Origin of the sequence: Burkholderia sp. FERM BP-3421, assembly GCF_028657905.1 — a bacterium.
Classification (GTDB): domain Bacteria; phylum Pseudomonadota; class Gammaproteobacteria; order Burkholderiales; family Burkholderiaceae; genus Burkholderia.
Window position 1 is genome coordinate 1859074 of sequence record NZ_CP117781.1, and the last position, 15429, is coordinate 1874502.

The 15429-nt window shown below is 66.2% G+C and carries 13 protein-coding genes and 3 pseudogenes; 9 read left to right on the forward strand and 7 right to left on the reverse strand.

The window, feature by feature from the left end; translation table 11 throughout:
• The first annotated feature begins 83 nt into the window (after window positions 1–83).
• The 7 genes and pseudogenes from pdxR (at window position 84) to Bsp3421_RS11245 (ending at window position 5883) form a co-directional block, all read left to right on the forward strand.
• Window positions 84–1529: a MocR-like pyridoxine biosynthesis transcription factor PdxR gene (gene pdxR / locus Bsp3421_RS11215; protein WP_273996041.1), complete on the forward strand. Its 1446-nt coding sequence runs from the start codon at window positions 84–86 to the stop codon at window positions 1527–1529.
• A 118-nt stretch (window positions 1530–1647) separates the two neighbouring features.
• On the forward strand, window positions 1648–2085 hold the full coding sequence (locus tag Bsp3421_RS11220) for a carboxymuconolactone decarboxylase family protein (protein ID WP_273996042.1): 438 nt from the start codon (window positions 1648–1650) through the stop codon (window positions 2083–2085).
• A 10-nt stretch (window positions 2086–2095) separates the two neighbouring features.
• Window positions 2096–2518, forward strand: coding sequence for a cupin domain-containing protein (locus tag Bsp3421_RS11225; protein WP_443111432.1), 423 nt, complete (start codon window positions 2096–2098; stop codon window positions 2516–2518).
• 107 nt (window positions 2519–2625) lie between these two features.
• Entirely contained in the window at window positions 2626–3531 is a 906-nt protein-coding gene (locus Bsp3421_RS11230) for a LysR family transcriptional regulator (RefSeq protein WP_273996043.1), read from the forward strand.
• A 119-nt stretch (window positions 3532–3650) separates the two neighbouring features.
• Window positions 3651–4335, forward strand: a pseudogene (locus Bsp3421_RS11235) (HAD-IA family hydrolase).
• The gene (locus tag Bsp3421_RS11240) at window positions 4332–5483 is read left to right on the forward strand and encodes a DSD1 family PLP-dependent enzyme (RefSeq protein ID WP_273996044.1); all 1152 of its coding nucleotides are present in this window, start codon (window positions 4332–4334) and stop codon (window positions 5481–5483) included. Before Bsp3421_RS11235 ends, Bsp3421_RS11240 begins: the two are co-directional and overlap by 4 nt.
• Before the next feature lie 4 nt (window positions 5484–5487).
• Entirely contained in the window at window positions 5488–5883 is a 396-nt protein-coding gene (locus Bsp3421_RS11245; protein ID WP_273996045.1) for a RidA family protein, read from the forward strand.
• A gap of 13 nt (window positions 5884–5896) precedes the next feature.
• Here the strand turns inward: Bsp3421_RS11245 and Bsp3421_RS11250 are convergent, their stop codons facing one another.
• From Bsp3421_RS11250 to Bsp3421_RS11265, 4 genes are all read right to left on the reverse strand, one after another.
• On the reverse strand, window positions 5897–6445 hold the full coding sequence (locus tag Bsp3421_RS11250; protein ID WP_273996046.1) for a MarR family winged helix-turn-helix transcriptional regulator: 549 nt from the start codon (window positions 6443–6445) through the stop codon (window positions 5897–5899).
• Window positions 6446–6531: 86 nt separating this feature from the next.
• Window positions 6532–7782: a Zn-dependent hydrolase gene (locus tag Bsp3421_RS11255; protein WP_273996047.1), complete on the reverse strand. Its 1251-nt coding sequence runs from the start codon at window positions 7780–7782 to the stop codon at window positions 6532–6534.
• Window positions 7772–8293, reverse strand: coding sequence for an L-2-amino-thiazoline-4-carboxylic acid hydrolase (locus tag Bsp3421_RS11260; protein ID WP_273996048.1), 522 nt, complete (start codon window positions 8291–8293; stop codon window positions 7772–7774). Before Bsp3421_RS11260 ends, Bsp3421_RS11255 begins: the two co-directional genes overlap by 11 nt.
• 19 nt (window positions 8294–8312) lie before the next feature.
• Window positions 8313–9485, reverse strand: coding sequence for a branched-chain amino acid ABC transporter substrate-binding protein (locus tag Bsp3421_RS11265; RefSeq protein WP_273996050.1), 1173 nt, complete (start codon window positions 9483–9485; stop codon window positions 8313–8315).
• A 193-nt stretch (window positions 9486–9678) separates the two neighbouring features.
• Between Bsp3421_RS11265 and Bsp3421_RS11270 the strand changes: the two genes are divergently transcribed.
• Entirely contained in the window at window positions 9679–10584 is a 906-nt protein-coding gene (locus Bsp3421_RS11270) for a LysR substrate-binding domain-containing protein (RefSeq protein ID WP_273996051.1), read from the forward strand.
• A 103-nt stretch (window positions 10585–10687) separates the two neighbouring features.
• Here Bsp3421_RS11270 and Bsp3421_RS11275 read toward each other — a convergent pair.
• Window positions 10688–11637, reverse strand: a pseudogene (locus Bsp3421_RS11275) (aldo/keto reductase).
• 330 nt (window positions 11638–11967) lie between these two features.
• Window positions 11968–13134 (reverse strand): porin, encoded by a 1167-nt coding sequence (locus Bsp3421_RS11280; protein WP_273996052.1) that lies wholly within the window; start codon window positions 13132–13134, stop codon window positions 11968–11970.
• Between the two features lie 854 nt (window positions 13135–13988).
• Between Bsp3421_RS11280 and Bsp3421_RS11285 the strand changes: the two genes are divergently transcribed.
• On the forward strand, window positions 13989–14222 hold the full coding sequence (locus Bsp3421_RS11285) for a hypothetical protein (RefSeq protein ID WP_273996053.1): 234 nt from the start codon (window positions 13989–13991) through the stop codon (window positions 14220–14222).
• An 821-nt stretch (window positions 14223–15043) separates the two neighbouring features.
• On the opposite strand, the pseudogene Bsp3421_RS34325 reads toward Bsp3421_RS11285, so the two are convergent.
• Window positions 15044–15185, reverse strand: a pseudogene (locus Bsp3421_RS34325) (RHS repeat-associated core domain-containing protein); the annotation flags it as partial.
• Between the last annotated feature and the right edge of the window lie 244 nt (window positions 15186–15429).

A 15429-nucleotide genomic window follows, 5' to 3' on the forward strand; every position in this document is an offset into this window, starting at 1 on the left:
GAGCCGGCTGGCAGCGGCGGACTTCGCCCGCACACGCCGTGCATGCCAGAATGGCGCGATCGCTTTCTTTCCAGGCAGCACGCGTGGATCTTCCGCTCGACCTTCATGGCCGTCACGACCTGACGGGCCAACTTTACCGACAACTGCGCGCGGCGATCGTCGACGGCCGCCTCCCCGCCGACGCGCGCCTGCCCTCGACCCGCGATCTCGCGCGCCGGCTCGGCGTCTCGCGCAAGACCACGCTCGACGTGTTCGAACGCCTTGCCGCCGAAGGCTATCTGCACACGCGCGCGGGCGACGGCACGTTCGTCGCCGACGGCCTCGCGCGCGTCCCGGCCGAACCGGCTGCGCGCACCGCGCCGGCCGCCGCACCGATCGTCGAGCCGGCGGCGCCGTGGGATGCGCTGCCGGCCGACCTCGCGATGCCGCCGCCCGCGCAGCCGCTGCCGTACGATTTCCGCGGCGGCGTGACCGACAAGACCTTGTTCCCGTTCGACACCTGGCGTCGCTGCATCCACCACGCGCTGCGGGAACAGGCGCGCAGTCGCGGCGACTATCGCGATCCGGCCGGCGAGGCGTCGCTGCGGCTCGCGATCGCGCGCTACGTGGCCGCGAGCCGTGCGGTGGTCTGCGACGAACAGGACGTGATCGTCACGCAGGGCGCGCAGCAGGCGCTGGATCTGCTCGCGCGCGTGCTCGTGCGGCCCGGCGACGTGGTGGCCGTCGAGGAGCCCGGCTATCCGCCCGCGCGCGCGGCATTCGCGGCGCTGGGCGCGCGCGTCGAGGGGATTCCCGTCGATGCGCACGGCCTGATCGTCGAGCGTCTGCCGGCGCACGCGCGCTTCGTCTACGTGACGCCTTCGCACCAGTTCCCGCTCGGCATGCCGATGAGCCTGGAGCGCCGCATCGCGCTGCTCGAATGGGCGCAGCGCCATCGCGCGATCGTGGTCGAGGACGACTACGACTGCGAATTCCGCTTCGACGGCCGGCCCATGGAACCGCTCAAGAGCCTCGACCGGGCGGGGCTCGTCGCCTACGTCGGCACCTTCTCGAAGACGATCTTCCCCGAGCTGAGGATCGGCTACATGGTGCCGCCGCGGCCGCTGAATCTCGCGCTGCGCAAGGCCAAGCAGATCAACGACTGGCACACCTGCACGCTGACCCAGGTCGCGCTCGCGCGCTTCATGCTCGACGGCGGCTTCGCCCGCCACCTGCGACGCCTGCACAAGCACTACGACGCGCGCCGGCGGCTGCTTGTCGCGCACCTGAGCAACGGGCTCGGACGCTGGTTCTCGCCGATCGTGCCGGCGGCCGGCATCCACCTCACCGCGCTGCTGCGCGACGGGCTCGACGAAGCCGCGGTGATCGCCGTCGCGCGCGAGGCCTCGATCGGCCTGTACGGCATCTCGGCATTCCACGCGGAACGGGCGGTCGCGCCAGGGCTGCTGTTCGGTTATGGCGGCATCGCGACGGCCGACATCGACATCGCGCTGACCCGGCTCGCCAAGCTGCTCGCCCGGCGCGCGTAAAGTGGGCCAGTCGCAAGCTGGTTACCTGAAAATCGAGAAAATTGGATATTTCAACAAGCCAGTGACGTGCTTAATCTGACGTTCATCGCGCTTTCGCGCACTGACTTCGAGGAACTCCATGGAACCCCGTCTCGACTACCAGCGAGCCAATCCCCTGGCCATCAAGGCGCTGCTCGCGCTCGAGGCGCGCATCGGCAAGAGCACGCTCGAGCACGCGCTGATCGAACTGGTGCGGCTGCGCGCATCGCAGATCAACGGCTGCGCGTTCTGCGTCGACCTCCATACCCGCGACGCCCGCCAGGCCGGCGAAACCGACCGGCGCCTCGCGACCGTCGGGGTATGGCGCGAGACGCCGTTCTTCACGGATCGCGAACGCGCGGCGCTCGCGTGGACGGAAGCCGTCACCCTGGTCGCGCACGACCATGTGCCCGACGCCGTGTGGGACCAGGTGCGGCCGCATTTCAACGACGAGGAACTGGTCGACCTGACCCTGCTGGTCTCGGCCATCAACAGCTGGAACCGCGTCGCGATCGCGTTCCGCAAGCTGCCGGCCTGAGGGGGATGCGATGAATTCGATGCAACGTTACGCGAGCGGCGTCGCGGCCGCCCTGGTCCTGCTCGCGGGCAGCGCGGCGGCCGACGCGCACGGCGACGATCCGGGCGCGACGGTGCGCCCGGTGATGCGGCAGCCGCTGCCGGAAGCGCCGGGCAAAGAGGCGCTGGTCGCGACGGTATCGTACGCGCCGGGCCAGGCATCCGCGCCGCACCGGCATCCCGGCTCCATCTTCGCCTGCGTGACGCGCGGCCATGTCGTGTCTCAGCTCGCGGGCGGCCCCGAGAAAACCTACGGCCCCGGTGAAGGCTGGTACGAACCGCCCGGCGCGCAGCACATCGTGTCGCGCAACGCCAGCGACAGCGAGCCGGCCGAGATGGTGGTATTCGCGCTCGCGGGCGCGCACGACGTCCTGACGACGCCGCTGCCGCGCTGAACGCGCCGCTCGGGCGATGCGGTATCGTATGCATCGGCCGGCCCTGCTCCGGCCGCCTCTCGCGCGGCGCGCGCGGGGGCCGCACCTTGCGCAGTCCCGAGCATTCCATGACCGATTCCGCCGATATCCGCTTCCTGCTTGCGATCCGCGATCGCGGCAGCCTTGCCGCCGCCGCCCGTGAACTGGGCCTGTCGCCCTCCGCCGTCACGCAGCGGCTGCAACAGCTTGAAAAGACCCTCGGCGCCCGCCTCGTCGACCGCACCGCGCGCCGCCTGCGCTTCACCGACGAAGGCGCGCTGCTGTGCGAACGCGGCGCGACCCTCGTGCAGCAGTTCGACACGCTGCTCGACGAAGTGCGCGGCCGCCGCGACCGGCTCGTCGGCACGCTGAAGATCAACGCGCCGCTCGGCTTCGGGCGGCGCTATGTCGCGCCCGCCGTCGCCGCGTTCCAGGCCGAGCATCCGCGTGTCGAGATCGCGCTCACGCTGTCCGACGAACCCCTCGCGGAGCATGCGGACCGCTACGACCTCGTGGTGCACATCGGCGGGCTGCGCGCCTCGAATCTCGTCGGCTACGCGATCGCGCCGAATACGCGCATCGTCTGCGCGTCGCCCGCGTTCGTGACGCGCCACGGCGAACCCGCGAGCCCGGACGATCTCGCCCGGCTGCCGTGCATCGTGCTGCGCGAGAACAACGAGGATGCGTCGCTCTGGCATTTCCGCAAGGGCCGGACGACCCGCAGCGTGCGCGTGACGGGCGCGCTCAGTTGCAACGACGGCGACGTGGTGCGCCAATGGGCGCGCGAAGGACGCGGCGCGATCCTGCGCTCCGAGTGGGACGTGGCGGACGCGCTCGCCCAGCACGCGCTCGTGCGCCTGCTGCCGGCCTGGAAGACGCCGGACGCCGACGTGATCGCGCTGACCCACCATCGCACCGGCATGCCGGCCCGGGTACGGCAATTCCTGCGCCTGCTGCAGGCGCGCTTCAAGCCGCGCCCGCCGTGGCGCGAATGAGCGCCGAGCGGCCCGGCGGCATTCAGTTACGCTTAATCTGACAGTTAATCCAACTGAATCCGGAGCCGGCGGGCCGCTCCTATAATCGAGCGCATCGTCACCGCCGCCTGTTCCCGCCGATGCCTACGCCCCTCGATGCCCCCGCCTATCCGAAGGCAATCCTGTTCGACCTGCTGACCGCGCTGCTCGATTCCTGGTCGCTGTGGCAGTCCGCCGCCGGTTCGCCCGAAGCCGGCCTGCGCTGGCGCGCCGAATACCTGCGGCTCACCTATGGGTGCGGCGCGTACGTCGACTACCTGCGGCTGGTCGAGCAGGCGGCCGCGCGCACCGGCCTGCCGGCGTCCGCGCCGCGCGCGCTGGATCGCCAATGGACCACGCTGCAACCGTGGAGCGGCGCGCTCGACGCTTTGCGCGCGCTCGCGCCGCATTGCAAGCTCGCGATCGTCACCAACTGCTCGAACCCGCTTGGACTGCTTCGCCGCCGCCCGCCTGCCGGTACGCTGGGATGCGATCGTCACGGCCGAGGACGCCGGCGCGTACAAGCCCGATCCGCGCCCCTATCAGCGCGCGCTCGACGCACTGGGCGTCGCGGCGGCGGACGCCGCGTTCGTCGCGGGCTCCAGCTATGACCTGTTCGGCACGGCGGCTGTCGGCTTGCGCACCTATTGGCACAATCGCGCCGGCTTCGCCAGGGTCGAGGGCACGGCCCCGCCCGAGCTGACCTCCCCGACCCTCGATGCGCTCGCGCCCTGGGCGCGCCGCTTCGGTACGTCCCAACCCGTTTCCGCCCGCTCGTGCTCATGACCACCGACACGCTCTCCAGCCTCGCCACGCTCGATACACCCGCCGCCGTGCTGGACCTTGCACGCGTCGAGCGCAATGTGCAGCGGATGCAGGCGCGCATGGACGCGCTGGGCGTCGCGTTCCGCCCGCACGTGAAAACCGCCAAGTGCCTCGAAGTCGCCCAGCTGCAACGCGCGGCGGGCGCGCGCGGCATCACCGTATCGACGCTGAAGGAGGCGGAAAGCTTTTTCGCGGCGGGCTTCGACGACATCTTGTACGCGGTCGGCATCGCACCCGCCAAGCTCGACCGCGCGCTCGCGCTGCGGCGGCGCGGGTGCGCGCTCAAGCTGCTGGTCGACAGCGTCGACGCGGCGCGCGCGGTTGCCGCGCATGGCCGAGCGCACGGCGAAACCCATGAAGTCTGGATCGAGATCGATACCGACGGCCATCGTGCGGGAATCGCTCCGGACGACGCCGCGCTGCCGGCGATCGGCCGCCTGTTCGCCGACGGCGGCGCTCGCATCGGCGGCGTGCTCGCGCACGCAGGCTCCAGCTACGCATGCGACACCCCCGCCGCGCTCGCGGCGCTGGCGGAACAGGAGCGGGCCCGCTGCGTGCTCGCGGCCGAACGCTTGCGCGCGCAAGGGATCCCCTGCGAAGCGGTCAGCGTCGGCTCGACGCCGACCGCCCTGTCGGCCGCCTCGCTCGCCGGCGTGACCGAGGTGCGCGCCGGCGTCTATGCGTTTTTCGATCTGGTGATGCACAACGTCGGCGTATGCGCGCTGGACGACCTCGCGCTCAGCGTCGTCACGACCGTGATCGGCCACCGGCCCGACCAGGGCTGGGCGATCGTCGATGCGGGCTGGATGGCGCTGAGCCGCGATCGCGGCACCGCGCGCCAGCGCCGCGATTATGGCTACGGCCTGCCGTGCACGCTCGACGGCGCGCCGCTCGAAGGCTTCACGATCAGCGGCGCGAACCAGGAACACGGCATCCTGTCGCGCACGCACGGCGAACCGTGCCCGGACATCGTCACCCGCTTCCCGCTCGGTGCGCGACTGCGTATCCTGCCGAACCATGCATGCGCCACCGGTGCGCAATTTCCCTTCTATCATGCGCTGGCCGCCGACGGCAGCGCTGCGCTTTGGAGCCGCTTTCATGGCTGGTAACCCGATGTCCCCCGCCGCCCCCGTGCATCCGCCGGTCGACGGCGTCGAGCCGCCCGGCGGCCACTACAGCCACGTGACCTGCGCGCAGGGCTTGGCCTTCATCTCGGGGCAACTGCCGATCACCGAGACAGGCGAGAAACTCGTCGATGCCTCGTTCGACGATCAGACGCGGCAAGTTCTGAACAACCTCGAATGCGCGCTGCGCGCGGTGGCGTACGATGCCTCGCGGCTGGTTCAGGTACGCGTGTATCTGGCCGACATCGCCGACTGGCCGCGCTTCAACGCGTTGTACGCAGCCTGGGCCGGCGACGCGCTCCCCGCGCGCGCGATCGTGCCGACCGGCGCATTGCACTACGGATTCAGGATCGAGATCGAGGCGACCGCCGCGCTGCCCGCGTGACGGCCCGCGTGCGTCATGCGCGGCGCATCGCCAGAGCGCGCCACAGCTTCGACAGCAGGTGCTGCAGGTCGGCGCTGTCCTGCTCGTCGAAAACGCCGGTGCAATCGGCGCATGCGCGCCAGAAGGTCGGCATCGCGCTGTCGAGCAGCGCGCGGCCGCGGTCCGTCATGACCAGTTCGAGGCTGCGCCGATCGCCCACGCAGGTTTCGCGCGCGAGCAGGCCGCGCGCTTCCAGCCAGTCGAGCAGGCCGGTGGCCGACGAACGCGTCACGCCGAACGTCTCGGCGATCATCGACGGCGTGATCGTGCCGAGCTTGACCAGCCCCCGCTCCGCGAGCGAGAACAGCATCAGCACGTGCAGCTTGCTTTCGGTGATGTCGTGCGCCTGCAGCGAGGCGTTCACACGGCTCGCCACTTCATCCGCGAGCCACAGCAACAGCATGCCCGCCGCGGCCGGCGCGCGCGGCGTGTCCGGTCCGGCGGTGGCGGACAGCAGAGCCAGGTGGGACGCCAGCGCTTCGTCGGCGCATACGGGTTCGACGGCTTCGGTTTTGCGGATCATGGATGCAATCAGCCAGGACGGAAGCGCGCACTATACGGTAAACCATTCGTAAGATGATCTCCGGCTCAGGCTAGCGTTCGTCCGCGTCATATCTCCCGGGCGCTCTTCAACACCGCGCGCAGCAGTACGTTCGCGCCGGCCTCCGCCCAGTCCGGCGTGATCGCTTCCGCCTCGTTGTGGCTCAACCCGTCGATGCACGGCACGAAGATCATGCCGGTCGGCGCGACCCGCGCGACATAGCAGGCATCGTGGCCCGCGCCCGACACGATGTCCGCGTGCGACAGGCCCAGCGCCTCGGCCGCCTCGCGCACCGCCTCGATGCAGCCGGGCGCGAACGGCACCGGCGCGTAGTCGAAGATCTGCGTGAATTCCGCCTGCAAGCCCGTGCGCGCGGCGATCTGCTCGAGCGCGTCGCGCAGCGCCGCGTCCATCTCCGCGAGCGTGCCCGCATCTGGATGGCGGCATTCGATCGTGAAGAAGCACGCGCCGGGCACCGTATTGCGCGAATTCGGCCGCGCCTCGATCATCCCCACCGTCGCCCGCCCGTGCGGCGCATGGCGATGGCCGAGCGTGTCGACGAAATCGATCATCCGCGCCGCGCCCACCAGCGCATCGCGACGAAAGTCCATCGGCGTCGTTCCCGCATGGGCGTCGACGCCCGTCAGGCGCGCCTCGTACCAACGCTGGCCCTGCCCGCCCGTCACCACGCCGATCGTATGTCCCGCGCGCTCCAGGATCGCGCCCTGCTCGATATGCAGTTCGTAGGCCGCGTGCACCGGGAACCCGCCCACCGGCTCGCGGCCCGCGTAGCCGATCCGCGCGAGCGCGTCGCCGAGCGTCACGCCGGACGGATCGGTGCGCGAGAGCCCGTAGTCGAGCGGATAGACGCCGGCGAACACGCCCGATGCCACCATCGCCGGCGCGAAGCGCGAACCCTCCTCGTTGGTCCAGATCACGACGTCGATCGGCCGCTCGGTTTCGATGCCGGCGTCGTTGAGCGCGCGCACGACCTCCAGGCCGCCCAGCACGCCGTAGATGCCGTCGTAACGGCCGCCCGTCGGCTGCGTATCCGCGTGCGAGCCGGTCAGCACCGGCGCGGCGTCGGGCCGGCGTCCCGCGCGGCGCGCGAACACATTGCCGATCCGGTCGACCCGGATCTGGCAGCCGGCCTCGCTCGCCCATTCGACGAACAGGTCGCGCGACGCACGATCGAGGTCGGTCAGCGCCAGCCGGCACACGCCGCCCTTCGGTGTCGCGCCGATCCGCGCCATCCGTTCGAGCGACGCCCACAGCCGCGCGCCGTCGACGCGCGGGATGTATTCACGATCACGCGGCATCGCCGGCCTCCGGCGCGGCATCGCGCAAGCGGTAGCGGAAATCGCAGCGCGCGCCGCCCTGCATGATCGTACTGGTGCGGGCCAGCTCGACGCCCGGCGCGTAGCCCTCGATGAACAGGCTGTCGCGCGCGCAACTGAGCAGATGGCCGATCTCGCCCAGGCCCATCTCGCGATACATCTCCGCATAGCGGCAGCGATGCACGTCGTAGTCGTAATGCGCGTCGTCGGTGCGATGCACCTCGACATGGAGCGCATCGTCCTTCTCCCACAGCACCTGCAACGCCACGAACGACGCGATGCTCGCGCCGTTCGGCTCGCGCGCCGCGAAGTCGCGCCCCGCCTCCACCGCCGCGCCGCGCACGGCTTCCGCGATCACCGCCTGCGCGCGCTCGATGCCGAACTCGCGCTTCATGATCTCGTAGATCGGCTTGATGATCTCGGCCTCGATGCGCCGCCGCGCAAGGATGCCGAGCCGGTTGTCGGCCTGTGCGGCCGGGATGGAATCCGTCATCGGAGGTCTCCAGTGATGTTCATTTCGCGGCGGCAGGCGTGCCGCCGAGCACGTCGACCACCGTCCATTTGCCGCCGCGCACCTGGTAGATCGTGAATGCGGGGTTCTTCAGGTTGCCCTGCGCGTCGAAGGCTATCGTGCCCGTCACGCCCGGACGGTTGAGCGTATGCAGCGTGGCGACGAGCTTCGCCGGGTCGGTGGCGTTCGCCTGCCGGGTCGCGGCGATCAGCGTCGCGGCGGCGTCGTAGGCGAACGGCGCGTGCAGCTCGATCGGCGCGCGGTAGCGGGCGCGATACTGCGCCTCGAACGCCGCGCCGCCCGGCATGCGCGCGACCGGCAGGCCCGGCTCGAGCGCGGTCACGCCCTCGCCGTCCGGGCCCGCGAGCGACAGGAATGTCTGGCTCACGAAGCCGCCCGCGCCGAGCAGCGTGGCGTTCAGGTTCAGCTGGCGCATGCGCCGCGCGATCTGCGCCGCCTGCACATCGAGGCCGCCGAAGAACACCAGGTCCGCCTGCTTGGCCTTGATCGCGGTCAGCACGCCGCTGAAGTCGGTGGTCTTGTCGTTCACGTACTGGCGATCGACGATCTTGCCGCCGTTCGACTCCACGCCCTTGATGAACTGCGTCGCGAGACCCGAGCCGAACGAGGTGCGGTCGTCGAGCACCGCAATGCGCTTCGCGTGCAGGGCGTTGAGCGCGTACGCGCCGGTGTAGGCGCCGCTGGCGTCGTCGTGGCCCATGATCCGGAACGCGGTCGGGAAGCCCTGCTGAGTGTATTGATGGCCCGTCGACGCCGGCGCGATCTGCGGGATGCCCGCGTCTCGATAGACGCGCGAGGCCGGCACGCTGCAGCCCGTATTCCAGTGACCGACGACACCGATCACGCGCTGCTCGACCAGTTGCTGCGCGACCGTGACCGCGGTGCGGGGATCGGATTGGTCGTCGGCCGGGACCAGCTTGTAGATCACCGGCTGGCCGCCGATGGTCGGCTGGGTGCGGTTCGCCTCATCGATCGCGAGCTGCGCGCCGTTTTGCAGATCCTTGCCGATGCGCGCCGACGGGCCGGTCAGCGGCGCGGCCAGCCCGATCAGCACGGTGCGGGGCCCGGTTGCGGGCCGGGCGTGGGAGACGGATGCGGTGAACAGCGCGGATAGCGAGAGCACGACGCCGGGTAGGTGAAGGATGGGTTTCATGTGAGGAATCGGGGGCCATGAGGGTGACGCGCATCGCGCAAGACATGAAAAATATTAAATATTCATCGCACTAGACGGCAAATACCCAATAATTGAATGCTTATGTCGATTCCACATCAAGCGCATATACCATTGAATTTATTTGATATTTTTACATACGCACGCGAATTCATTTTTCGATAAAATTTAACTCATGAAAAATATCGAAAGATTGATCAACGATCCGCCGCTGCGGGCGGTACGCGCCTTCGAGGCGTTCGCGCGCCTCGGCTCGGTGACGGCCGCCGCCGCCGAGCTGGCGATCACGCCGTCGGCGGTGAGCCACCAGCTACAGTTGCTTGATAGCTTCATCCAGACGCCGCTGACCGTCCGCGACGGCCGCATGCTCGCGCTCACCGACGAAGGTCGCGACTACTACCGGTCGATCAGCGCGGCGTTCTCGATGCTGCGCAGCGCGACGGGCGTCGTGCGCGATCGCGCGACCTTGCGGCAGATCACCGTGAGCCTGATTCCACTGTTCGGCATCGGCTGGTTCATCCCGCGCCTTCATGCGTTTCTGGCGGACAACACCGATGTCGACGTCACCGTGCTGTATGCGAATCACCGCAACTACCTGAGCGACGCATCGGATCTGTCGATCCGTTTCGGGATCGGCGACTGGTCGGGGTATCGGTGCGAGCGGCTGTTGCCGGGCGCCGTGGTGCCCGTGTGCAGCGCCGCGTTCCTGCGCCGTCATGGACCGTTTCGCAAGCCTGCGGATCTCGCGGCCGTACCGCTCGTGCACGACGAGGATCGCGGCGCGTGGGTGAACTGGCTGCGCGGCGCGGGCGTGAAACATGTGTCGAACGTGGTCGGGCCGATGTTCGAGGATGGTCAGCTCACGTTGAGCGCCGCCCGTGCCGGGTTGGGTGCGGCGTTGTTGCGGGCGCCGTTGATCGAGCGGGAACTGGCGAGCGGCGAACTGGTGCGGTTGTTCGATCAGGCGCTCGACGACGGGCGCAATTACTACCTGTGCAGCAGGACCGACACCGAACTGCCGGATGGAGCGCGGAGGCTGGCGGAATGGCTCAGGGGGACCGTGGGGCGCGGGGTGGGATGAGGAGGCCGGGCGGGCGTTGGCGTGATGTCTTTTGCCTCGGCCCGTCCCGCTGATGCCAACGCGGGCCCATACGGCGGCCGCGCGGTGGGGTTGTGGTCGAGCCTTATGTTGCGCTGGCGTCGTTCAGTTGCTTGATGTCGTCCTGGCCGAGCGGCAAGCGCAGCGCTTCGCCAAGCGCCTTCAGTTGCGCCAGCGATGTCGCGCTCGCGATCGGCGCGGTCACGCTCGGGCGCGCGATCTGCCAGGCGAGCGCGACCGAGGTCGGCGTCGTGTCGTGCTTCTCTCGGCCACGCTGTCGAGCGCCGCCAGGATCCGCAGGCCGCGCTCGTTCAGGTATTTCTCCACGCGTGAGCCGCGCGCGCGGTTTTGCAGGTCGGCGCTGGTGCGGTACTTGCCGGACAGGAAGCCGCTCGCCAGCGCGAAGTACGTGACGACGCCGAGTTTCAGGTCGGCTACGACGGGCTCCAGGTCGCGTTCGTATTCGGCGCGGTTGTAGAGGTTGTACTCGGGCTGGATCACCTGATAGGCAGGCAGGCCGTGGCGGCGGCTCACGTCGGCCGACTCGCGCAGACGCTCGACGCTGAAATTCGACGCGCCGATGATGCGGACCTTCCCCGCCTCGATCAGCGTCTGGTAGGCGGACAGGGTTTCCTCGATCGGTGCGCCGTCGGGAAAATCGCGGTGCGAGAAATAGAGATCGATGTAGTCGGTCTGCAGGCGGCGCAGGGAATCATCGGCCGCTTGCAGGATGTTGGCGCGCGTCAGGCTCGCGCGCGAGCCGAGCATGCCGACCTTCGTCGCGATCACCACCTGCTCGCGCTTGCCCGTGCGCTTGAGCCACTTGCCGATGATCGCCTCCGATTCACCGCCCTGATTGCCGGGAACCCAGGAGGAATAGACGTCTGCTGTATCGATGAAATTGATGCCATGGTCGGCGAGCGCGTCGAGCAGCGAAAACGACGTGTTCTCGTCGGCGGTCCAGCCAAAAACGTTGCCGCCGAAAACCAGCGGCGAAACCTGGATCGTCGAGGGGCCTAGGAAACGCAATGCCATGCTTTCTCTCCGGTTGGGGTGAGGTTGGGGATGGGCGTGGAACGAGAAGCGAGGTGTGGCAGAGGCGACGGAGGAATCGTAACGCGATCCGCCTGGGTTTTCCGGCGCAGTTCTTGCGTCGAGGGGCGACTCGTTTTGCTGCGACTCGATACAGGGCGGCATGACGTGCTCGATGTACGGACTTGGCCCCGTCCGCAAACTGATCGAGCGTGGCGAGGCATACTTCGCGACGCTGCCTGCGATCAAATCGGCAGCATGGCGGCCTCGGACATGCGACTTAAAAATATCGAAAACCTGTCCGAACGAGCGAGGCCGCCTTTGAGTCGTCGATTAGAAGCTATGCTGCATGCCAACGTTGACTTGAACCTGGTTACCGCCCGATGCCGTGTTACCAAAATCGGCAGCCGAAGCCTGAGCGCCCTGAGCATGGACATAGGCACCCATGGCGTAAACTGCGGTGCGCTTCGACAGCGCGTACGTGGTACCCAGCGACACCTGGTTGATCGAAGCCATTGTGCGGCCTTCGGCAGCTTGCTTGGGCGTGGCAGCGGAACCGTAGACATACGTGTACCCGGTGGCCAGCGACAACGCCGGGGTGACCTGGTACTGCAGGAGGGCGCCCAACACGTTGAAGTGGATCGACGGCTGGCCATCGTTGCCATGGTACTGAGCGTTCGAGTAGCGCACGCCAGCCGTGTACGGCCCCACCTGGTATTGAGCGGCGATTTGGGCGATGCCCGCGCTCTTGAACGCATTGCCGCCGGTGTAACCCGAACTCGGATAGCCCAGCGTAGCGCCGAACATCGGTTGTGCTGTCGCGTTCGACCACCCGTTCCCGCCCTGGTTGGCGGCATGGAAGTAGCCGCCCGCGACCGTCAGGCCACCTTGAGCGTAGTTCGCCGCCGCCGACCACGATTGACCCGAGCCCATCGCGCCGGCAACACCGCCGAACGAGTACGCGCCTTCGGCCCGGAAGCCGTTGAAGAGCGGCGAAATGTACTTCACGGCGCTATTTTGGTTCGTCGTGTTGTCGTTGTTGTCCACGTCGCCCGGGGTCGAGAAGGTCGACGCCGAAATGGCGTCGCCCGTCAGGCCCTGGACCATTTCCGTCACGGCGTCGAGCTGGCGCCCCAGACGCAGCGTACCGTATCGATCGGAAGCGAGGCCTACGTAGGCCTGGCGGTTGAACAACGAACGCGTGGAACCAATGGGGCCCTGGCCGCCGATGCCACCTGTGCCAATGTTGAAGCCATTTTCGATCTTGAATACCGCCTTGAGGCCGCCGCCGAGGTCTTCCTCACCCTTGAGGCCCCACTTGTTCGAACCTGCGGCGCCGCCATCCAGCCCGAACCGCTTGTCGCCGTTGATGTTCGAGGTGTAGCCGATACCCGCATCGAGCATGCCATACAGGGTGATCGATGACTGCGCCATTGCCACCGAAGATGCGGCGAAAACGGCAACAGCGATAACGCTGACGTTGATTTTTTTGTATTTCATCTGTATTTCACAGTCAGGAGTGGTTTTGGGATTGATTGAAACGGGGTACGTTGTATTCGAATGCAGATGACGGGCACGGCCTGCGCGGTGTCTCAGCCGCAACGGTCGGTGTCATATTCGAAAATCCGGCATATCAAATTGAATTAATTTCGTTATCCTTGTAAATATATGCAGGGAGACACCATACCCCTCGATCTGTCTGGCGCCCACCCGATTAGATTGACCGCGGCGTCCCTGCCTGGACGAAAACCGCCTCCTTGCTTCCGTTGTCGCTCCAGCTGTACGGCACCACGGATCGCGGATGTGCCGAATCGCCGGCATTCAGCGCCGGTACCTCGCCTTCCTGTTCCAGCGAAACGTCACCATCCCCTGCGCTGCGTGTTGATTTCGCGGCGCGTCTTGTCCGCGATCGTGCGCTATAGCGCTCGATTCGAACTGACGCCCTCCCGCCCTGTTCGCGATCCAGGCGAACCGATGTGCCGAATCCTCGAGGCCGAAAAACCCGAGTGGATCGCCCATCACCGGCGACAAAAAGCGGGCCGGAAATACCGATCGCCATGGCAGGCTGATTGGCTCGCTTCAGTCCCTGGCGACGTGCGCAAACCTATTCGCTTTGCAGGTGTAAAAACCATATCAGGAACATAAATTGTCGTCAAAATTAGTTTGGTATAAGTTAATCTAGTTTGATGGCCTTGCGTGAGGCGAGAGTCGCACCGCGATCGCTTCCGTCACGATGATTTCACCGCCTCAGGTCAAAGGCACGATGGAATTCAGACCGTAAACGAAGCGCGGGCCGTGAGTGCTACCAACACTCACGACCCGCTGACCACCACCAACTCGCCACGGAGTTGATCATGGCTAAGACCAATCATAAAGCACGTCCGGCAGCCCACGAACCGCGCACCGCACTCAGCTTGACCCTTCAGTCATCGGCCGATCAGCTAACCTACATCGATCAGCCTCGCATGCCTTGGATGGAAGTGGTCGACGCTCACCTCGACATCCTCGGTTTCAAATCCGGTGAACGCGTCTGCCTCTCTATCAATCATGTCACTCGTCAGATCTCTATCTCGCCTGACTTCGGGTGACAGCACATACACCAAGGGCCGCGATAGCGCCCCTTTATCTAGCTAATTAAGTATGATCGACTATACGATACTGATCTGGCTTGATCCACGATATTGACCGATAAGGAGCAGAAATAACTCCGGTCTCTCGATAATGCTCGACGAGTTCTTCCGGGCTCCAATCTCGACCTGCCGAGAACAGTGCACTAATCTCGATAAGCATCTTCACAAGATTCTGACGATCGGCATCACTCGAAATCGGTCGAACCCACTGACCCCCTTGCTTACTAAATCCGGCAGATTGCAAAATGTGGGTATGTTCATAAACACTCGAAATAACAACGCACCTATTCCCGGCCACCTCAACAACAATAGTCTCATTCTCTGGAAAGAGCGTCATTTCCTAACCTTTACGTTCACGATTGTCTTGGCATAGTCATTGTCTGCAGTGGATACAGAGTTCACCACCATCTCTGGCGCTCCGCCCGGCAAATGGTTGCCTGGGCCGAGGAATTATTGGTTACCCTCCATTGGACTGCGTGGTTCGAGATTTTGTAGGCCGCTGACCTGTCGAATATTAAATCCATCTTGCAATGATCCCGGCACCAATCCCATATCCTGCTCCATCTGAGCAGCCTTGCTACGCGAAATCGTCGCACATCCCTTTCGGCATCGCCCCTTCAAATAACCTAGAGATCCTTGCTTGTCTGTAACAAACGTACCTGCACGCCCAATCGTTGGATATTGATCCCAAGCCGTCGGACTAACGTTGTATCCAACGTTCCCGTCCAACATCTTCTGCTGCCGAAGGCGAGCGTTGGCGATTCGCTGCTGGTCATCGCCAGAAAGACCTAACGGATCTATCCACTGAGTCGGATTCGGTACGTACTGGAATACGTTCAGCCCACCACGCAACCCAATCGGATCCTTCGAAAGGTAGCGTCCGACGGTGGGATCATAGTACCGATGCCGGTTATAAACTAACCACTTCGACGCTCAACTCCCACGCACGGCCGCAACTCCTTACCCAACAAGCCTTTCCGCCATCACCTCCCGCACCATCCAATTTTTTCTCTCAGACGTGATTCTCCACACGATTCAACTATGAGTTACCGGGTTTGACGACACCTGCAGGGCAGCGGCCAATCCAGCGCATCGTGTGCCGATACTCCATCTTCGCGCTCTGGGCCCCGTATGATCTCTATCTCGCCGGACTTCGGATGACTCT